The sequence below is a fragment of the Marinomonas rhizomae genome, from assembly GCF_024397855.1.
Lineage (GTDB): Bacteria > Pseudomonadota > Gammaproteobacteria > Pseudomonadales > Marinomonadaceae > Marinomonas > Marinomonas rhizomae_A.
Map to the genome: position 1 here is coordinate 3,829,171 of NZ_CP073343.1, position 18,876 is coordinate 3,848,046.

General features: G+C 44.4%; 18 protein-coding genes and 1 other RNA gene. 12 read left to right on the top strand and 7 right to left on the bottom strand.

Annotated elements, in window-relative coordinates; translation table 11 throughout:
* Nucleotides 1–84 precede the first annotated feature (84 nt).
* Nucleotides 85–1,356 carry an aromatic ring-hydroxylating oxygenase subunit alpha gene (locus KDW99_RS18010; RefSeq protein ID WP_255826631.1) on the top strand — a complete coding sequence of 424 codons (1,272 nt, stop codon included), beginning with the start codon at nucleotides 85–87 and terminating at the stop codon, nucleotides 1,354–1,356.
* 79 nt (nucleotides 1,357–1,435) lie between these two features.
* Here KDW99_RS18010 and dnaJ read toward each other — a convergent pair whose 3' ends face one another.
* The 3 genes from dnaJ to grpE all read right to left on the bottom strand — a co-directional run bounded on the left by dnaJ (nucleotide 1,436) and on the right by grpE (nucleotide 5,360).
* A complete protein-coding gene (gene dnaJ / locus KDW99_RS18015; protein ID WP_255826632.1) occupies nucleotides 1,436–2,563 on the bottom strand; it encodes a molecular chaperone DnaJ in 1,128 nt (375 codons plus the stop codon).
* Nucleotides 2,564–2,765: 202 nt separating this feature from the next.
* Nucleotides 2,766–4,679 carry a molecular chaperone DnaK gene (dnaK, locus tag KDW99_RS18020; RefSeq protein WP_255826633.1) on the bottom strand — a complete coding sequence of 638 codons (1,914 nt, stop codon included), beginning with the start codon at nucleotides 4,677–4,679 and terminating at the stop codon, nucleotides 2,766–2,768.
* 102 nt (nucleotides 4,680–4,781) lie between these two features.
* Nucleotides 4,782–5,360 (bottom strand): nucleotide exchange factor GrpE, encoded by a 579-nt coding sequence (gene grpE / locus KDW99_RS18025; protein WP_255826634.1) that lies wholly within the window; start codon nucleotides 5,358–5,360, stop codon nucleotides 4,782–4,784.
* Between the two features lie 185 nt (nucleotides 5,361–5,545).
* On the opposite strand from grpE, the gene recN reads away from it, so the two are divergent.
* Nucleotides 5,546–7,216 carry a DNA repair protein RecN gene (gene recN, locus KDW99_RS18030; protein WP_255826635.1) on the top strand — a complete coding sequence of 557 codons (1,671 nt, stop codon included), beginning with the start codon at nucleotides 5,546–5,548 and terminating at the stop codon, nucleotides 7,214–7,216.
* Nucleotides 7,217–7,312: 96 nt separating this feature from the next.
* On the opposite strand, the gene fur is transcribed toward recN, so the two are convergent.
* On the bottom strand, nucleotides 7,313–7,723 hold the full coding sequence (gene fur, locus KDW99_RS18035) for a ferric iron uptake transcriptional regulator (protein WP_255826636.1): 411 nt from the start codon (nucleotides 7,721–7,723) through the stop codon (nucleotides 7,313–7,315).
* Nucleotides 7,724–7,792: 69 nt separating this feature from the next.
* Here fur and KDW99_RS18040 point away from each other — a divergent pair, with 69 nt between their 5' ends.
* Nucleotides 7,793–8,110, top strand: coding sequence for an outer membrane protein assembly factor BamE (locus tag KDW99_RS18040; RefSeq protein WP_255826638.1), 318 nt, complete (start codon nucleotides 7,793–7,795; stop codon nucleotides 8,108–8,110).
* On the opposite strand, the gene KDW99_RS18045 is transcribed toward KDW99_RS18040, so the two are convergent.
* From KDW99_RS18045 to KDW99_RS18055, 3 genes are read right to left on the bottom strand one after another with little or no spacing between them, the layout of a single operon-like run.
* Entirely contained in the window at nucleotides 8,107–8,391 is a 285-nt protein-coding gene (locus KDW99_RS18045) for an RnfH family protein (protein WP_255826639.1), read from the bottom strand. The genes KDW99_RS18040 and KDW99_RS18045 overlap by 4 nt on opposite strands.
* 1 nt (nucleotide 8,392) lies before the next feature.
* Nucleotides 8,393–8,824 (bottom strand): type II toxin-antitoxin system RatA family toxin, encoded by a 432-nt coding sequence (locus KDW99_RS18050; protein ID WP_255826640.1) that lies wholly within the window; start codon nucleotides 8,822–8,824, stop codon nucleotides 8,393–8,395.
* A 1-nt stretch (nucleotide 8,825) separates the two neighbouring features.
* A complete protein-coding gene (locus KDW99_RS18055) occupies nucleotides 8,826–10,184 on the bottom strand; it encodes a sodium-dependent transporter (RefSeq protein ID WP_255826641.1) in 1,359 nt (452 codons plus the stop codon).
* A 181-nt stretch (nucleotides 10,185–10,365) separates the two neighbouring features.
* Between KDW99_RS18055 and smpB the strand changes: the two genes are divergently transcribed.
* The 9 genes from smpB to KDW99_RS18100 all read left to right on the top strand — a co-directional run bounded on the left by smpB (nucleotide 10,366) and on the right by KDW99_RS18100 (nucleotide 18,870).
* Nucleotides 10,366–10,845: an SsrA-binding protein SmpB gene (gene smpB / locus KDW99_RS18060; RefSeq protein ID WP_212916627.1), complete on the top strand. Its 480-nt coding sequence runs from the start codon at nucleotides 10,366–10,368 to the stop codon at nucleotides 10,843–10,845.
* Nucleotides 10,846–10,958: 113 nt separating this feature from the next.
* Nucleotides 10,959–11,320, top strand: a transfer-messenger RNA (tmRNA) gene (gene ssrA, locus KDW99_RS18065).
* A 291-nt stretch (nucleotides 11,321–11,611) separates the two neighbouring features.
* A complete protein-coding gene (locus tag KDW99_RS18070) occupies nucleotides 11,612–12,259 on the top strand; it encodes a hypothetical protein (protein WP_255826643.1) in 648 nt (215 codons plus the stop codon).
* A gap of 270 nt (nucleotides 12,260–12,529) precedes the next feature.
* Nucleotides 12,530–13,141, top strand: a complete 612-nt coding sequence (locus tag KDW99_RS18075) for a Yip1 family protein (protein WP_255826644.1) — start codon at nucleotides 12,530–12,532, stop codon at nucleotides 13,139–13,141.
* Nucleotides 13,142–13,449: 308 nt separating this feature from the next.
* Complete coding sequence (locus tag KDW99_RS18080; protein ID WP_255826645.1) at nucleotides 13,450–16,248, top strand: monovalent cation/H+ antiporter subunit A; 2,799 nt, start codon at nucleotides 13,450–13,452, stop codon at nucleotides 16,246–16,248.
* Entirely contained in the window at nucleotides 16,248–16,613 is a 366-nt protein-coding gene (locus tag KDW99_RS18085; RefSeq protein ID WP_255826646.1) for a Na+/H+ antiporter subunit C, read from the top strand. The genes KDW99_RS18080 and KDW99_RS18085 overlap by 1 nt, the downstream gene beginning before the upstream one ends.
* Nucleotides 16,614–18,125: a monovalent cation/H+ antiporter subunit D gene (locus KDW99_RS18090; RefSeq protein ID WP_255826647.1), complete on the top strand. Its 1,512-nt coding sequence runs from the start codon at nucleotides 16,614–16,616 to the stop codon at nucleotides 18,123–18,125.
* Nucleotides 18,122–18,607, top strand: a complete 486-nt coding sequence (locus tag KDW99_RS18095; RefSeq protein WP_255826648.1) for a Na+/H+ antiporter subunit E — start codon at nucleotides 18,122–18,124, stop codon at nucleotides 18,605–18,607. Before KDW99_RS18090 ends, KDW99_RS18095 begins: the two co-directional genes overlap by 4 nt.
* Nucleotides 18,601–18,870, top strand: coding sequence for a K+/H+ antiporter subunit F (locus KDW99_RS18100; RefSeq protein WP_255826649.1), 270 nt, complete (start codon nucleotides 18,601–18,603; stop codon nucleotides 18,868–18,870). The genes KDW99_RS18095 and KDW99_RS18100 overlap by 7 nt, the downstream gene beginning before the upstream one ends.
* Nucleotides 18,871–18,876 lie beyond the last annotated feature (6 nt).

The following is an 18,876-nucleotide window of genomic DNA, read 5'->3' on the forward strand; positions in this document are numbered from 1 at the left end:
AATGCCTAATAAAAGCAAACCTTAAATTATCGGTTCAACGAGAGAAGCGACATTAACTCAGCTTTGTTATAAAGGGTCACTCTAATGAATCAAAATGATCTACTAAATATACGTTACGCGACAGTTCAAGAAGCACGTACAGAAATGTCAAAACTGCTTGATGCTCGCCCTGCAAACTACTCGTTGGACGCCCCACTATACAACGACCCACATATGTTCCGCGTCGATATAGAGGAAATATTCCAGAAAGAATGGCTGTTTGTTGGTATGACTAGCGAAGTGCCAAACCGTGGCGATTATTTCACCGTTGAGATCGCACAAAATCCAATCTTGATCGTTCGCGATGCAGATGGCTCTGTGAATGCATTCCACAACACCTGTCGTCACCGAGGCTCGCGCGTCTGCTTAGAGCATCGCGGCAAAGTGGCAAATCTAGTCTGTCCTTACCACCAGTGGACTTACGATCTCAAAGGAAACCTGTTATTTGCAGGTAGCGAGATGGGCGATAGCTTTGACAAATCTCAGCACGGCCTTAAAAAAGCACACTGTAAAACCGCAGGTGGCTTCATCTTTATTGCTCTTGGAAAAGAAGAACCTAAAGGTGACTTTGATGAGTTCCTAGCAACATTGGAAGAGTACATGGCTCCTTACGACGTAGAAAATACGAAGCTGGCCGCGGAATCGAACATGTACGAAAAAGCCAACTGGAAGCTCGTACTGGAAAACAACCGTGAATGCTATCACTGTGTTGGCAGCCATCCTGAACTGCTAAATACTATCCTAGAATGGGATGACACAAACGACCCACGTGCACCACAAGATTTCCTAGATCACTACGCAGATCAGGCCGCTAAATGGGATGAAGAAGGCATTCCACATGAACACCGTAGCTTCGGACCAGGCAAGCGTAACCGTATTGTTCGTATGCCCTTAAAGAAAGGCACAAAAGTGATGACCATCGACGGTGAAGCAGGCTGCAAAAAAATGCTCGGCAACATCAAAAACCCTGAGCTTGGCTCTATGCGTATACTGCACCTACCCAACTCTTGGAATCACATGCAATCTGACCACTTTATTGTGTTCCGCGTACTGCCGATCTCCGCACAAGAGTCTATGGTGACCACGAAATGGTTCGTGCATAAAGACGCAGTGGAAGGTGAAGATTACGACCCAGATCGACTACGCCAAGTTTGGGATGCCACTAATGATCAAGACAGAATTCTTGGTGAGGAAAACCAATTGGGGATTAACTCCATAGGTTACCAACCGGGCCCATACTCTGAAACATTCGAATTCGGTGTAATGAACTTCCAAGAATGGTACACAGACACCATTCAAAATAACCTGAAAAAATAAGGTCAAAATCGTACTTCAGATCAAACAAAAAAGGCGCCAAATTGGCGCCTTCTTCTATATTACTGCAACAGTAAAATAGCTATTTCTTAATATCATCAAAGAAACGTTTTACACCATCAAACCAGCTTTTTTGCTTAGGAGAATGGTCAGTACCTTCCCCCATGCTATCAGCCAATTCCGTAAACAGCTCTTTTTGGCGAGAAGTAAGATTCACCGGCGTTTCAACAACAGCCTTACAAATCAAGTCCCCTACTGGGCCACCACGAACAGGCTTAACGCCCTTGTTACGTAGACGGAACAATTTACCTGACTGACACTCAGCAGTGACTTTTAGTCGAACACGACCATCTAGCGTCGGTACATCAATTTCGCCACCCAATGCCGCTGTTGTAAAGCTAATAGGCACTTCACAATATAAGTTCGCACCATCGCGCTCAAAAATAGCATGTGGCTTAACAGAGACCTGAACAAACAAATCACCCGCTGGACCACCCTGAGTTCCCGCTTCACCTTCACCTGACAAACGAATACGATCGCCCGTATCTACGCCAGCAGGAATTTTAACATTCAGCGTTTTATATTCTTGAACACGGCCTTGACCATGACAATCTCGGCAAGGATCACTGATCACTTGGCCTGCGCCATGACATTCTGGACAAGCCTGTTGAACAGAGAAAAAGCCTTGTGACATACGTACTTGACCCGCACCACCACAAGTTCCACACGTCTTAGGTGTCGAACCTTTCTTAGCACCAGAACCATCACAAGTCTTACAGTTTACTAAGGTTGGTATGCGGATTTTTTCTTCGCATCCCCAAACCGCTTGTTCAAGATCAAGCTCTAAGGTGTAACGTAAATCGGAGCCGCGACGAGTTCGACTTTGACCGCCACCACCGCCGCCAAAAATATCACCGAATACATCACCAAAAATATCACTAAAACCACCCGCTCCAGCGCCGCCGCCATAGCCACCAGCTTGACCATTTACACCGTCATGACCGAATCGGTCGTAGGCAGCGCGCTTGTCATCAGAAGACAATATTTCATAGGCTTCAGCCAGCTCTTTGAACTTATCAAGTGCTTCTGGGTTGTCTGGGTTCTTATCTGGGTGGTACTTATTCGCTAAAGAACGATAAGCTTTTTTAATGTCTTTCTTATCCGCGTCTTTGGCCACCCCAAGAACGTCGTAATAGTCTCTTTTGCTCATCGCAGGAGTCCCGAATTGAAAAGTCTGAATTAAAAATATGAATTGAAGAGTTTCAAACGAAGGTATGAATCAAAAAACTGAAATTGAAATATATGCCGCTTAAAACTAATCAATTTAAAACAGTTTAAATAGCAAAGCACGGTCTAAAACCGTGCTCGCTATAAACAGCCCCATGATTAATGGGGAAATAAGAGCTTAGCGCTTATTTTTTGTCTTCTTTCACTTCTTCGAATTCCGCGTCTACCGCATCATCCTGAGACTTAGCTTGTTCGCCTTCAGCTGGTTGCTCACCGGCTTCAGCTTCTGCGTACATCTTCTGAGCCAAAGTACCAGATGCTTGAGTCAACGCATTTGTTTTCTCTTCGATCTTCTCTTTGTCGTTAGACGTTAGCGCTTCTTCAAGTTCAGTGATCGCTGTTTCAATCGCTTCTTTCTCTTCCGCTGTTGCTTTATCGCCAGCATCAGTCAAAGTTTTACGAGTAGCGTGAATCATGCCGTCAGCTGTGTTACGAACTTGTACAAGCTCTTCGAACTTACGATCTTCTTCAGCATTCGCTTCAGCGTCTTGAACCATTTTTTCAACTTCTTCATCGCTCAAACCAGAAGACGATTTGATAACGATAGACTGTTCTTTACCAGTCGCCTTGTCTTTCGCAGATACACTCAAGATACCGTTGGCATCGATATCGAAGCTTACTTCGATTTGTGGCACACCACGTGGAGCAGGTGGAATGTCAGCCAAGTCGAAACGACCTAGAGATTTGTTCTGAGACGCTTGCTTACGCTCGCCTTGTAATGCGTGGATTGTTACCGCATTTTGATTGTCTTCTGCTGTCGAGAACGTCTGAGATTTCTTAGTAGGAATCGTCGTGTTTTTCTCGATCAATGCCGTCATTACACCACCCATTGTCTCGATACCTAGAGACAGAGGCGTAACGTCTAGAAGAAGCACGTCTTTAACATCACCAGAAAGTACCGCACCTTGAATAGAAGCACCAATTGCAACAGCTTCGTCAGGGTTCACGTCTTTACGTGGCTCTTTACCGAAGAATTCCGTTACTTTCGCTTGTACTAGTGGCATACGAGTCTGACCACCAACCAAGATAACTTCGTCGATATCAGAAGCAGAAAGGTCTGCATCTTTCAATGCTTGACGGCAAGGCTCAAGAGACTTCATCACAAGCTCTTCAACCAAAGACTCCAACTTAGAACGAGTCAATTTAACGTTCAAGTGTTTAGGGCCCGTTGCGTCAGCAGTGATGTAAGGCAAGTTAACTTCTGTTTGAGAAGAAGAAGACAACTCAACTTTCGCTTTTTCACCCGCTTCTTTCAAACGTTGTAGCGCTAGTGGATCATTGTGTAGATCGATACCAGACGTTTTCTTGAATTCTGCTGCTAGGTATTCGATTACGCGCATATCGAAATCTTCACCACCTAGGAAAGTATCACCGTTTGTAGACAATACTTCGAATTGCTTTTCGCCATCTACGTCAGCAATTTCGATGATAGAGATATCGAACGTACCACCACCAAGGTCATAAACCGCGATAGTAGAATCACCAGAGCTCTTGTCTAGGCCGTAAGCCAAGGCAGCCGCTGTTGGCTCGTTGATAATACGTTTCACTTCAAGACCTGCAATTTTACCCGCATCTTTTGTAGCTTGGCGCTGAGAATCGTTGAAGTAAGCAGGAACCGTAATAACCGCTTCTGTTACTTTCTCGCCTAGATAGTCTTCTGCTGTCTTCTTCATTTTCTTAAGAACTTCAGCAGAAATTTGTGGTGGTGCTTTTTTGTCGCCTTTTACTTCTACCCAAGCGTCACCGTTGTCCGCAGAAATAATTTTGTAAGGCACCATAGAGATGTCTTTTTGAACCACGTCGTCTTTAAACTTACGACCGATCAAACGCTTAACCGCGAACAAAGTATTTGTTGGGTTTGTTACCGCTTGACGCTTAGCAGATTGACCAACCAGAACTTCACCGTCATCAGAAAATGCGACGATAGAAGGTGTGGTGCGATCGCCTTCAGCGTTTTCAATAACGCGAGCTTTTTCGCCATCCAATACGGCAACACAAGAGTTCGTTGTACCTAAGTCAATACCAATGATTCTACCCATGGTTTGTATCTCCAATAAATTCGTTTATGACGATGATAATTCTGTATTTGGGTACGCTTAAAAGTATTTCAAGCGTCCAGTGTCAAAAAAATGACAGTATTTTTAAGCGGCGCTTGAAACCACAACCATTGCTGGGCGCAATAAGCGGCCATTGATTGTGTAACCCTTCTGCACGACATCCATAACGGTGTTTGCTTCTAGTTCAGGGTTTGGCACCATAGTGATCGCTTGATGCAACTCAGGATTGAACGGTTCGCCGTGTGGATCAACCACTTTCACTTCAAAACGAGCCAATGTCTCAAGCAAATCTTTCAACGTCAGTTCTACACCTTCACGAACAGGGTCAGACTCACCTGTGTCTGGCGCAGAAGTTAAAGCGCGCTCAAGATTGTCCGCCACGTTCACAATAGATTTAGCAAACTTTTCTAAACCAAATTTGTGCGCTTTTTCGACATCTTGTTCTGCACGACGACGTACATTTTGTGCATCTGCATGAGCGCGAAGTGCCGCTTCTTTATACTGAGCGACTTCTTCTAACGCTTTTGCAAGTTCATCATTTTCAGTCACTTCTTCTAAAGTCTCTACTTCAGGCTCTAAAAGTTCTTCTACTGATTCGTTTTGCGTTTCGCTTTTCAAATCTTGCTCCGCGTCTAGATTAGGATTTTTTTGCTGCTCACTCATTCTTCAACTCCAAATAACAGAAACAATTCTTTGTCTGTGCAGGTTATATGGGGACAGCTTTTTACCTTTCAACACTATAGCCGTATTAATTTCATGGGAATTTAATTTACTGACAGTACTTGTCAAAAAACAACCAAGTACTGTATAAATAACCATATAAATATATTCTCTCTTTGGAGCACTCTATGCTGACCAGCATCGCTATTTCCAACTTCGCCATTGTTGAATCCCTAGAACTGGAATTCAAAAAAGGCATGACCGTGATCTCAGGTGAAACAGGAGCAGGCAAATCCATTATGGTGGATGCCTTATCGCTTTGTTTAGGTGATCGTACCGATGCTGCCGTTGTAAGACATGGACAAAAAAAAGCCGATATAAGTGCCAGCTTTGATATACAACATTATCCGCACGTCCATAAATGGCTAGAAGAAAGAGATTTAGAGCACGATCAGCACTGCATCTTACGCCGTGTAATCAGCAAAGAAGGTCGCTCCAAAGCGTACATCAATGGCCGCCCTTGCACGTTAAGTGACCTAAAAGACGTCGGTAGCCAACTGGTCGATATCCACGGACAACACGAGCATCAGTCGTTACTTAAAAAGAACGCCCAAAGACAACAGCTAGATGAATATGGCCAACTAACGGAGTTGAGTAAAAAAGTCAGTCTGCAATACTCAACGTGGCGACAACTCAAAGAAGAATTATCAGCTCAGCAAAACCGCTCATCGGAACAAGATGCCAAAATCCAACTTTTGTCTTACCAAGCACAAGAGTTGCAACAGCTTGACCTAAAAGAAGGTGAAATCGAAGCGCTAGAAAACGAACAAGCGTTTTTATCGAACATTGCTGACTCTCAATTTAAAGCCTATCAAGCCAGCGGTATTTTGATTGATAGCGACGAAGGCAATGTCTGCTCTTTATTGCACCAAGCCATTAATAGCGCCAGCCAAATTCGTCCGGCCACCAAAGAACTAGAAAACGCACTAGAAATGATGAATGTGGCATTAATCCAAGCCCAAGAAGCCGCGGACAGCCTGCACCATTACCAAGACACGTTAGAACAAAACCCAGAACGTCTAAGCGATATAGAACAACGTCTTTCTGATATTTACGACACAGCTCGTAAACACAGAACCTTGCCAGAAGGCCTTATCTCCCTTCGTGAAAGTGTCGAAGCGGAATTGAACAGCCTACAAGGCAGTGAAGAAAGCTTAGAGTCACTCAAAGAAAAAGAAGAGCAAGCCTATGAAAAACTCACAGCGCTTGCGACCACATTGACTGAAAAACGCATTATCGCCAAAGACGAATTAGCACAACAAGTCGAAGAGCAAATACATGGATTAGGCATGCCACATGCGCGCTTCTTTATTCAATGCCAACCGCTCAATCAAGTTTCTGCCAATGGTTTTGAAGACATCGAATACATGATCGCATCCAACCCAGGACAACCCGCACAGCCATTGCGCAAAGTTGCCTCAGGCGGTGAATTGTCACGTATTAGTTTAGGCATTCAAGTGGTTACCGCTCATACATCAATTATTCCAACACTGGTATTTGATGAAGTCGACGTGGGCATCAGCGGCGGCATCGCCGAGGTGGTTGGTCGCATGCTGCGCTCTGTTGGCAAACGTGGCCAAGTCTTTTGTGTTACTCACTTGGCGCAAGTGGCGGCCCAAGGCAATCAGCATTTACGCGTCAGCAAACTGGTTGAAGATGAGGCTACCTCGTCTCAAGTAGAGCTACTCAAGGATCAAGATCGCACACAAGAGATTGCACGCCTATTAGGTGGTCTAGAACTCACAGAGCAAACCCTAGCGCACGCACGCGAGATGCTTGGTAACGTCCAACTGCAGTAGCCTCAGCCAGTCATCGAGAAAGAGTAAAAACGAAAAAAGGGCCTAAACTCTGCTATTTAGGCCCTTCTCATTTACATCCTGATGGGATGTAAACGTTTATTTCTTCTTTGGACGCACGTAAAGAATTAAGCTGTGGTCTTCAATATCAAAGCCATGCTCTTCAGCGATTTCATGCTGGCGCTTTTCAATGATTGGATCAACAAATTCAATGACTCTGCCTGTTTCTAGACAAATCATGTGATCGTGATGATCCCCCTTCGCCAATTCAAAAACAGCGGTGCCTGCTTCAAAATGATGACGTTGTACCAAACCTGCAGTTTCAAACTGAGTTAGCACACGGTAAACTGTTGCCAGACCAACATCTTCACCTTGATCAAGCAGAGTGCGATAGACGTCATCAGCACTCATATGGCGGTCGCCCGCACCTTCAAGAATTTGTAAAATTTTAACTCGTGGAAGAGTTACCTTAAGTCCCGCTTTCTTTAGCTCTTGATTTTCGCTAGTCATGAGTCATTCTCTATTCGATCTTGTTGATAATTACTTTATCATTAGCACACCAGAGTAAGGATAATACAAATGAAAAAATCAGTTTTACTATTATGCGCAGCGCTTTCACTCAGCGCATGCAGTTTATTTCCACCACCTTACAAGGTTCCGGTAACACAAGGAAACCTTGTAACGAAAGAACAGCTATCTCAGTTACAAATTGGCATGTCTGAATCTCAGGTAACTTACCTACTGGGTAACCCAATGCTAAGAGACACCTTCAAGCCAAACGAATGGCATTACCTATATACTGCTTTGTACGCCACACCAGAAACCCAAACAAGTGATGTAACCGACCTAGTGCTCACTTTCAAAGATGGCGTTTTAACACAAATCAAAAACAACTAATCTTTCGTTGTTTTCGCTGCACGGTTGGCCCTAGCTTGTTTTGGGTCAACCTTCAGCTCACGATACAGCTCGACTCGCTCGCCTTCTTTTAATTCTTGCTCTTCAGCATTTCGCACTGCTTTACCAAAAATGCCGACCTTTACCGTTTCGACATCTACATCAGGAAAAAATACCTGAATATTTGAACGGCGCACGGCATCACGTACCGTACAACCTTCTTCAACCTCTAGGGCAATAATTTTTTGCTTTTCAGGCAAAGCATACGCTACTTCAACTCTCATACTATTCACCGTATACCACTTTTGCACGCTTACTGAAAGAATCCACCATGGTATTGGCTATTTGGCTAAACACACTACCAAAGGCAAATTTCAGCATACCGCTTAATTCAAATTCAATACTTAGCATGATTTTGCAGCTCGTTGGAGACAACTCCGTGAAAGTCCATACGCCATGCAAACTCTTAAACGGCCCTTTTACCAAGGTCATTTCGATACGACTAAACTCTTCCAAAAAGTTCTTCGTCGTAAAGGATTGTCGCACCGGCCCTTTCCCAACTTCTAAAGACGCCACAATTTCTGTTGGTGTTTTCGACACTAATGTAGAACTCAAACACCCAGGTAAAAACTCAGGATAACCATCAATATCGTTTACCAAGGCAAACATTTGCTCGCAACTGTAATTCACATGCGCAAATCGTTCTATATGACTCAAACTACACTCCTATCCAGCCAGCAAGAGTAATCACAATCATTGCTGGAATACTTATGTATTTCAATGTCTTATACCACCATTGAAAATGACTTGCTTGCTTTGTGATCATCTCATTTTGCAACATGGAATGCGGAATAAACCAAGCCACTAAAACAGACAACAAAATGGCCCCTACCGGCAAAAGAATCAAAGACGTAAACTCATCGAGCAATTCGAAGAAATTCAATCCAAAGACAATTTTGCTGTCCCAATGATTAAAAGACAACAGCACCGCAATACCAACAAACCAGACCGCAATCCCCATAAATAGGGCGGCCTTTAAGCGCGCGATATAAAATTTCTCATGCAACCAAGCAACGAACAATTCTAACATGGATATAGCCGACGTAAGCGCTGCTACCACCAACAATAAAAAGAATACACCCGCGAAAAATTGACCGCCCGGCAAACCACCAAAAATGATAGGCAAAGAAACAAAGGTCAAACTCGGCCCAGCTTCAACATCAATATTAAACGAGAACACCAATGGGAAGATGACCAAACCGGCCAAAATCGCCACCAGCAAATCCACGCCAACCACGATGCTACAAGCGCGAGCAATGGACATACGTTTACTCATGTAAGCGCCATAAGCAAACATAGCTCCCATGCCGACACTCAGACTAAACAAAGCCAACCCAACCGCAGATAACACCACATCAAAGGTAATATCCTGCCAAGACCAATGGAACATAAAGTCTAGCGCTGCATTCATGTTACCAATGGTCATAGAATAAAACGCCAGCAGCAGCAGGGTCACCACCAAAACGGGCAACAAAATCCGCACCACAGCTGACAAGCCACGCGTTACCGACTGCCCAACCGTTAATACCACTAACCCCATAAACACTGAATGCCATAACAGCATTTCTGTTGGTGTGGCTAATAAAGTATCAAACATGCTGGATGCGCCAACTTGCGTAATGTCTTTAAAATCACCAGACACAGCGCGATCTAAATAAGCCAGAGACCAGCCCGCAATCACGCTGTAAAAAGTCAGAATCAAAAAACCCGTTATACCAGCCAACCAAGGCACAAACACCCAAGCAGGGTGAACAATGCGACGCTCACTTAAATCGTTTACCGTATCAATCGGGTTAGAACGAACCGTGCGACCCAAAGCCACTTCGGCCATCAATACCGGCAAGCCGACCAGCAACAAACACAAGCAATACACAAACAAAAATGCACCACCGCCATTTTGCCCGAGCACATAAGGAAACTTCCAAATGTTCCCCAATCCCACCGCCGATCCACTGGCCGCAAAAATAAATATCCACGGACTTGACCAGATACCTTGTAAACATCGACTTTCAGGCATAAATTTAGGCTCTAAATACACAAGATGTGTTTAAGGATAGGAATAAAACGCATACGTGGCCAACACATACGCGCTACCTAACCAGACAAATTAATTAACAAGTGCGAATTTTCCAACATTCAGGCGCATACCTCAAGAAAAGCATAGGTTTTTGCCACTATCGACCGTATAATTTCCAACTATGAGTAAAGTAAAGAAAAAATCCAGCAGCACGGGCACCATCGCGCTTAACAAACGTGCAAAATACGACTACTTTGTCGACCAGAAGTTCGAAGCCGGTTTGGTTTTATCTGGTTGGGAAGTAAAAAGCCTGCGCGAAGGCAAAGCCCAATTAGTAGACTCCTTCGTCATCATTCACCAAAACGAAGCATGGCTCGTCGGTGCGCGTATTACGCCACTGCTTAGCGCCTCAACGCATGTCGTTTGTGAACCGATGCGACAACGCAAATTGCTGTTAAACCGCAAAGAGCTTGACCGGATCATCCAAGTCACCGAGCAAAAAGGCAAAACCTGTGCGGCCATGGCGCTGTACTGGAAAGGCAATAAGATCAAATGCGAAGTCGCCTTGGTAACCGGTAAAAAAGAACACGATAAACGTGATACAGAACGTGATCGTGATTGGTCAAGAGACAAAGAACGACTAATGAAACACAGTGCTTAGTATTTAATATTCATAGGCTATACTTAATACGGTATGAATATGAACACACTAAGCATTTCAGCGTTACCTCTAGCGTAAGCACATTGTTTGCGCTAGACTAGCGTTACCTTTTTGGGGGCGACATGGTTTCGACGTCGGTTACAAACCCAAAGGTGCATGTCGAGAGTGATGCGTGATCTCGTTAATCCCCCGCATCAATTTTATAGTCGCAAACGACGAAAACTACGCTTTAGCAGCCTAAACCGCTGCTAGTGTGCTGCCCTCAGGTTGCTTGTAGCCAGAGATTCTGCAGTATCATAAATTACAAGATGCTAACTGATGCCCCGCCTAGGGATAAGGTTCTAAGATTAAGTAGGCTCGCCATTAACACCCTGTCCTTCGGGCGGTTCGTGGTCAAATAATAGAAGTGACTATGCATGTAGAGCCGATGGCAGAGGACTGACGGACGGGGGTTCGACCCCCCCCGCCTCCACCAATTAAAGGCTTGATTTTAAAAGGGTTTGCACTTTTTAAAATGAAGTCGGTGCACATATGAGGCACCAAATAAAAAAACCACCTTCGGGTGGTTTTTTTATTGCCTAAATTCCACTTTCACACAGGTTCAGCCTTTCACCGCTTTTTAAAAAGCTCTTCATATAAGTGCCTTTTAAAAGTAAGGTTTTTGAAAAACACGTGAAAGGTGAGGCGTCAATCTCGGCTTTGTTAGCTATCTGTGTTTCTATGTTTGTTGGATAATTGTTTTTGATACGCAATGGAGAACGCGACCATGAGGCTTTTCACTTTTTTTGTGCTGTTTTCGGCTCTTCTTTCAGGCTGTTCGTCGAATGTGAAGTTGGCAGGGCAAAATGTCAGTAATGTTGACGCCAGTGTAGACATCGATAAATCAGCCGCCATTGCTGTGGTTCCGAGTAAGGATGGCGATCAACTGACCAATAAGCGCTACATTCCCGATATTGTCAGTGCGTTGAAAGAGCGTGGATTCACTGATGTCTCAGGCACTCAAAGCAATCCTGATTATCACCTGTCGATAAATTTCACGTCGGAAGAAACCACTGAGACGAAGAAAGTCCCTGTGTTTAACAACGACAGAAACGTTCCTTATACCGTATGCCATAGAAACCCAAAGACAGACGCACGAACCTGCGTCACACGTTATCGTCAATTTATGGAACCTATTGTCAGCGGTTACGATAAAGTCGAAACGCCTACGAAGGTTTATACTTTTCAGTACAAGCTGACAGACAAGAAAAACAATCTAATTTTAGATTCTAGTAACACCGTAGTGCATCCGACATGCTCCAAGTGGAAAATGTTTGAGTTCTTAGCCAAAGAAACCATCGCCAGGGCGAATTTTAATGATCCGGTCGACAAGCCTTATGCGGTCGAAATGAAAGAAGGCTATAGCTGCGAGTAAATCCATTCTAAATCAACAAGCTAGAAGTATCGTTTCTGGCTTGTTGTTATTTTATATTTCGCTTTATGCTTTGCTGCTGCGCTTTTCTTTGATCCCGCTTACTACTTATTGATCTTAGCCGTTAAGCATCTATAAGAAATCGTTATCATCTTTTCAGTCTCTTTCTACGTATCCATCTATACTGTGTATAAGCCACTTTTGTTTGGGCGTGGCTGTATCAGGACTTTTTCCAAATCCATTACGCTCACTCTGTGAGGCAAGGGGGAATCCATGATCAATCATGTTTGGGGTCTTATTCATCATCCAGATAAGGAATGGCGCGAGATAAACAAAGAGCATGAATCGGTAAGTCACTTGTACTTACACCATGTTCTTTGGATGGCGGCTATTCCGGTTGTCAGCACCTTTATTGGGACGACGCAGTTTGGTTGGACGTTCGGCGGAGAGGAAGCCATTAAGGTATCTATTATGGATGGCCTTGGTTTAGGTGTGTTGTTTTACGCACTGATTCTGCTCGCAGTGGCAATGGTCGGCAGTTTAATTCATTGGATGGCGCGAAACTTTCCAAATCGCCCGCCACGTCAGGAATGTATCGTCTTTGCTGGTTATATTGCTACGCCTATGTTTTTAAGTGGTATTTTTGCCATTTATCCGATCATTTGGCTGTGTTTGCTCGCCTGCGTAGCGGGTGTGGCTTATACCGGTTATCTATTGTATCGCGGTACACCAAGCTTTCTGGGTATTAGCCATAAACAAGGCTTTATTCTCTCTAGCACAACACTTGGTATCGGGGTTTTAGTATTAGAAGCTTTGCTGGCCGCCGTGGTGTTACTTTGGAGCTTAGGTTCGGAACACAGTATTGTGTGGAGCTTCTTCCAATAGGGTTCTTTTTAGCCTTCTAAACTAGCAAAAAACGCGCCTTTCTTAAGCAAGCACCGGAACTTTTTCCGCTGCTTGCTTTCTTATGCCTACTTATTGTTGTCATTAATTTGTGATACTTTTCTTCTGACTGCGGTTTTAGGCTATTGATTAAATTGATAAAAGGCTATGCTTACAGAATCATTACTTTGCCAGTTTGTAGAGTAAGTTATTTTGAAGTATTACTCGTAGAGAACGATTGTTAGGATAACAAGCATGCTCGCACAGCACATTCACAATATATTATGGCTTACTAGAAAGGAGTTTTGCCTTTGAGTTCACTTATCTGGCTACCTTTTCTTCCTTTATTAGGTACGTTAATCCCCCTTATTACCGCTCGTTTTAGTCGTACAGCTTGTGCGTTTATGACAGCTGCATTGCCAGCTCTAACTCTTTTCTTAGTGCTTTCTCACGCGGGTGATATTTTCCAAGGCGAACGCTTTTTAGCTGCGATACCCTGGATTCCTGCTATAGGCCTAGAGCTTGCCTTCCGTTTAGATGGTTTGGCCTTACTCTTCTCTATTTTGATTCTGGGCATTGGCTTACTGGTTATTCTGTATGCGCGCTATTATTTATCCGCGACAGACTCCATTGGTAAGTTTTACTCGTACCTTATTCTCTTCATGTTCGCCATGCTCGGCGTAGTACTGTCTGATAACTTGATTCAGCTGTGGTTTTTCTGGGAATTAACCAGTATCAGTTCATTCTTGCTGATTAGTTTCTGGGGGCACAAGACAGAAGCTAGAAAAGGCGCAAGAATGGCGCTAGCGGTGACAGGCGCTGGCGGTTTGGCATTATTAGCTGGTTTGCTCATTCTAGGCAGTACTGTGGGCAGCTTTAGCCTTCAGGATGTTTTAGACAGTGGCGACTTAATCAAAGCCAGTGCGAACTATCCCGTCATTGTGATTCTTGTGTTGCTTGGTGCCTTTACAAAATCCGCTCAGTTCCCATTCCATTTTTGGCTACCTAATGCCATGGCAGCGCCAACGCCTGTGAGTGCGTATCTTCACTCTGCAACCATGGTAAAAGCGGGTATCTTCTTGATGGCACGTTTTTACCCTGCACTGGCGGATACAGACCTTTGGTTCTTAATTGTCAGCCTAACAGGTTTAGCGACCTTCCTTGTTGGTGCTTACATCGCTATATTCCAGCATGATTTAAAAGGCTTGTTGGCTTATTCGACCATCAGTCATTTAGGCTTAATCACCTTATTACTCGGTATGGGGACAGACCTAGCGGCTGTGGCTGCTATTTTCCATGTTATCAACCACGCTATATTCAAGGCTTCTTTGTTTATGGCGGCGGGCATTATTGATCATGAATCTGGCTCGCGCGATATGCGTCAGCTGAATGGCCTATGGAAATACATGCCTTATACGGCGACCTTGGCCATGGTGGCGTCAGCGTCAATGGCGGGTGTGCCATTGATGAATGGTTTCTTGTCGAAAGAGATGTTTTTCACAGAAACACTGCATCAGGCCTCTCTTGGTTCTTTGTCTTGGTTTATTCCAGTATTAGCAACCTTAGGCGGCGTGTTTGCGGTTGCCTACTCTATGCGCTTTATTCATGATGTGTTCTTTAATGGCGAGCCCATTAACTTACCTAAAACCCCTCATGAACCACCACGCTATATGCGTGTACCAGTAGAGATTTTGGTTGGACTTTGTTTGGTTGTCGGTATTTTCCCAAGCTTAATCGTTGGCGACCTATTATTTGCTGCCGCTGGTGCAACGTTAAATGGTCCGGCCCCCACTTATAGCCTTGCCATTTGGCATGGTTTTAACTTCCCTCTATTAATGAGTTTGATTGCCTTGATTGGCGGTTTGTATATGTATCACAACCGCTCTCACATGTTTAAGTTCCAAGCGCAATTTCCTACCAGTGATCCTAAATTGGTGTTTGAAGGAGTGGTTCAATACCTGACAAACAAAGCCAGCCGCATTATTGCTTTCACAGAGAACGGTTCATTGCAGCGTTATATTTTCTTTGTCTTAGCTTTCGCTATTGTGATGACAGCGTCTACTTTGATGAAACTCAATACCACGGCAGGACAACGCCCTGAGATTCCGCTTGATGCTTTGTCTATCACTTGCGCTGTGTTGCTATGTGTTTCTGCTTTAGCCACTGTGATATGGCACAGAAGACGGGTTATCGCTTTGCTTACCTTGTCTGTTGTCGGTTTGATTGTGTCTTTGGCGTTTGCTCAGTTTTCAGCGCCAGATTTGGCCCTTACTCAGCTTTCAGTTGAAGTTGTGACGGTGATATTGTTGATCTTGGCATTGTTCTTTTTGCCACAAAGCACGCCGAAAGAATCTTCTCCCCGTCGGGTGGTTCGCGACTTAAGTCTCGCGTCATTAATTGGCGGGGTGATCGGCACCATTTCTTATGCCTTGATGACTCGTCCGCTTGATACGATCTCGACCTTTTTCACCGAAAACAGTAAAACTGGTGGCGGCGGAACCAATATTGTAAACGTGATTTTGGTGGATTTCCGTGGCTTCGATACCCTTGGCGAAATCACCGTTTTGGGTATTGCGGCGTTGGGGATTTACAAGTTGATCGCTAAAATGCGCCTCTTTATGCCATCCAGCGACGGCAATGGCTTAGCTTGGTCGGAAGACAGATACCCTATTCTTTTGGCGGTTATCTCACAAAGTTTATTGCCATTAGCCTTGTTGGTGTCAGCCTATATTTTCTTACGCGGACACAACATGCCAGGCGGTGGTTTTATTGCTGGCTTAATTACATCGGTTGCCATTATTCAGCAATATGTAGCGCACGGTGTTGAATGGATTAAGACTCGTATCAAGCTGGATTATCAAATGATGATTGGTTCAGGCATTGGTATTGCAACCCTGAGCGGTTTAGGTAGCTGGGTCTTTGGCCATACTTTCCTATCGTCTTGGTTTGATTACTTCTACTTACCAGTGATTGGTAAATTCGAATTAGCCAGTGCCATGATTTTTGATCTTGGTGTTTTCCTCACTGTAGTAGGTGCAACTATGTTGATCCTTGCCAATCTAGGTCAGTTGACCACCAGTGAGCGTCCTACTCAAAAGGAGCATGATTAATGGAAGGTTTATACGCGTTTTGCGTTGGCTTATTAACTGCCTGCGGAATCTTTCTTGCATTACGAGGCCGCACTTTTTCTGTGGTTATCGGCTTAACTCTACTGTCTTACGCGGTGAACTTGTTCTTGTTTGCCAGCGGCCGGCTCAAACTCAATGCGGCCGCTGTGCTTGGTGAATCGGAGCAATACAGTGACCCGCTACCTCAGGCCTTGGTACTAACGGCCATTGTTATTGGTTTTGCCATGACGGCATTCGCTGTAATTTTAGCAATGCGTGCTCGCGCCGATTTAGGTAACGATCATGTTGATGGTACCTTGCCTGCCCGTCCAGGCGATGCTTCGAAGAAATCTGGAGGGAGCCAATAAATGCAGCACCTGAGCATTTTTCCGATTCTGATTCCTTTGTTATTTGGCGCTATCATGTTGTTGCCGCCAATTTCACGCGACATCAATTCACAGCGTATTACCTCAATCATTGGCACCTTATTTTTACTAATTTCGTCCGCTGTTTTACTGTACAAAATAAATGCTGAAGGCGTTCAGCTTTATGCATTAGGTGGCTGGCAAGCCCCTTTTGGTATTGCTTTAGTGGCAGATAAGGTATCTAGTCTTCTTGTATTGTTAACGGCCTTTTTGGCCTTCTGTGTGATGCTCTATGCTGTCGCAGGACAAGACAAAGGTGGGGCGTATTTTCATCCATTATTTATGTTCCAAATCATGGGTATTAATGGTGCTTTCTTAACAGGCGATATCTTTAACTTATTCGTCTTTTTTGAAGTCTTGTTAATCGCGTCCTACGCGCTGTTAATTCACGCTGGCGGGAAACAGAAAACGCAGGCCGCTTTGCACTATGTCATTCTTAACCTTGTTGGTTCTAGCCTCTTCTTGTTCGGCCTTGGTATTTTATATGGCACGCTTGGTACGCTAAATATGGCGGACATGGCAATCAAAGTCGGTCAATTACAGGGTGAAACAGCGACATTAGCAAAAACTGGTGCGTTGTTATTATTGGTCGTATTCGGCTTAAAAGCCGCCATGCTACCAATGCATTTTTGGTTACCGAAAACCTACGCCAGTGCCAGTGCGCCAGTCGCCGCACTATTTGCCATTATGACTAAGGTGGGGATTTACAGTATTTTCCGCGTCTATACGGTTGTTTTTGGCGACGATGCTGGTGAACTGGCTAATATTGCGACGCCTTGGTTATGGCCTTTAGCATTACTAACCATCGCCATTGGTACCATAGGCGTGTTTGCGAGCCCAGGAATCAAGACACTCAGCGCAAATTTAGTCATTGTTTCCAGCGGTAGTTTGCTCGCTTGTGCCGCGATCAATTCCGAAGCAGCTACATCAGCCGCTCTGTATTACATGGTACACAGTACATTGGCATCCGCTGGGTTATTTTTGCTAGCCGACGTTATGTCTCGCCAACGAGGTAAAGCCGAAGACCGTTTTGTGCGCTCACGCCCATTCGTTCAACCTAGGCTACTTGGCTTTGGGTTTTCTATTGCAGCTTTGGCGTTAGTCGGTATGCCGCCGCTGTCTGGGTTTGTTGGCAAAATCATGATTCTGCAAGCCACACAATCTTCAGCGCAAACCATGTGGGTTTGGCCTTTGATTTTGATTGGTAGCTTGGCGGCTTTGATTACTTTTTCAAGAGCAGGTACGACACTATTTTGGCGCCATAATGGCAGCGCTGTCGCTGAAGCTGAGCCAGCTAAAACACCGGAGATCATAGGTATTGCACTGCTATTGTTAGCCACACCTGTTTTAGTGTTGTTCGGTGGCGATATTAGTGAATTTACTCAGCAAGCAGCAGAACATCTTCACGATATACAAGGGTCTGCTTACGCTTTATTACCAGGAGTAGCCCAATGAAGTTATTCCCTATGCCATTCCACAGCTTATTACTGTTTGTAGTTTGGTTGTTATTGAACAATTCCGTCAGTGCTGGTCACATGGTGTTGGCTGCGTTTTTTGCCATTGCTATTCCTTTGCTTGTGAATAGTATGCGTGATGAGCACCCAAAAATCCTTAAGCCTTGGTTGGCGATTCGCTATGTTCTTATGGTGCTGAAAGATATTTTGGTTGCCAATGTGGAAGTAGCTCTACTGATTATTGGTCCAATCAAGAAGCTAAAACCTGGCTTCGTCGCGATTCCGATTAATATAGACTCAGATTTAGGCATCACTATTTTAGCAAGCACAGTGTCTCTGACACCGGGCACCGTAAGCGCAGAAGTATCGAAAGACAAAGCCTGGTTATATGTGCATTCACTTCACCTAGATGACGAAGCTGAACTGATTAAAACGGTTAAGCAACGCTATGAAAAGCCAATCAAGGAGATATTTGGATGCTAAAAATAACCATCACCATCGTGGCGGTGTGTATTTGCATCGCGCTGATTTTGAATTTATGGCGTCTTTTAAAAGGCCCTACCATATCAGACCGAATTCTGGCGCTCGATACCATGTACATCAACGCCATCGCACTTATTTTACTCTACGGCATTTATGTGGGAAGCGCTTTGTATTTTGAAGCGGCGCTATTAATCGCCATGCTTGGGTTTGTCAGTACTGCGGCACTATGTAAATACTTACTTCGCGGCGACATCATAGAATAAGGATCA

Bases quoted from the DNA above. Each gene is read 5' to 3' on its own strand.
- KDW99_RS18010 (WP_255826631.1), top strand. From the start codon at position 85: ATGAATCAAAATGATCTACTAAATATACGTTACGCGACAGTTCAAGAA.
- dnaJ (WP_255826632.1), bottom strand. From the start codon at position 2,563: ATGAGCAAAAGAGACTATTACGACGTTCTTGGGGTGGCCAAAGACGCG.
- dnaK (WP_255826633.1), bottom strand. From the start codon at position 4,679: ATGGGTAGAATCATTGGTATTGACTTAGGTACAACGAACTCTTGTGTT.
- grpE (WP_255826634.1), bottom strand. From the start codon at position 5,360: ATGAGTGAGCAGCAAAAAAATCCTAATCTAGACGCGGAGCAAGATTTG.
- recN (WP_255826635.1), top strand. From the start codon at position 5,546: ATGCTGACCAGCATCGCTATTTCCAACTTCGCCATTGTTGAATCCCTA.
- fur (WP_255826636.1), bottom strand. From the start codon at position 7,723: ATGACTAGCGAAAATCAAGAGCTAAAGAAAGCGGGACTTAAGGTAACT.
- KDW99_RS18040 (WP_255826638.1), top strand. From the start codon at position 7,793: ATGAAAAAATCAGTTTTACTATTATGCGCAGCGCTTTCACTCAGCGCA.
- KDW99_RS18045 (WP_255826639.1), bottom strand. From the start codon at position 8,391: ATGAGAGTTGAAGTAGCGTATGCTTTGCCTGAAAAGCAAAAAATTATT.
- KDW99_RS18055 (WP_255826641.1), bottom strand. From the start codon at position 10,184: ATGCCTGAAAGTCGATGTTTACAAGGTATCTGGTCAAGTCCGTGGATA.
- smpB (WP_212916627.1), top strand. From the start codon at position 10,366: ATGAGTAAAGTAAAGAAAAAATCCAGCAGCACGGGCACCATCGCGCTT.
- KDW99_RS18070 (WP_255826643.1), top strand. From the start codon at position 11,612: ATGAGGCTTTTCACTTTTTTTGTGCTGTTTTCGGCTCTTCTTTCAGGC.
- KDW99_RS18075 (WP_255826644.1), top strand. From the start codon at position 12,530: ATGATCAATCATGTTTGGGGTCTTATTCATCATCCAGATAAGGAATGG.
- KDW99_RS18085 (WP_255826646.1), top strand. From the start codon at position 16,248: ATGGAAGGTTTATACGCGTTTTGCGTTGGCTTATTAACTGCCTGCGGA.
- KDW99_RS18090 (WP_255826647.1), top strand. From the start codon at position 16,614: ATGCAGCACCTGAGCATTTTTCCGATTCTGATTCCTTTGTTATTTGGC.
- KDW99_RS18095 (WP_255826648.1), top strand. From the start codon at position 18,122: ATGAAGTTATTCCCTATGCCATTCCACAGCTTATTACTGTTTGTAGTT.
- KDW99_RS18100 (WP_255826649.1), top strand. From the start codon at position 18,601: ATGCTAAAAATAACCATCACCATCGTGGCGGTGTGTATTTGCATCGCG.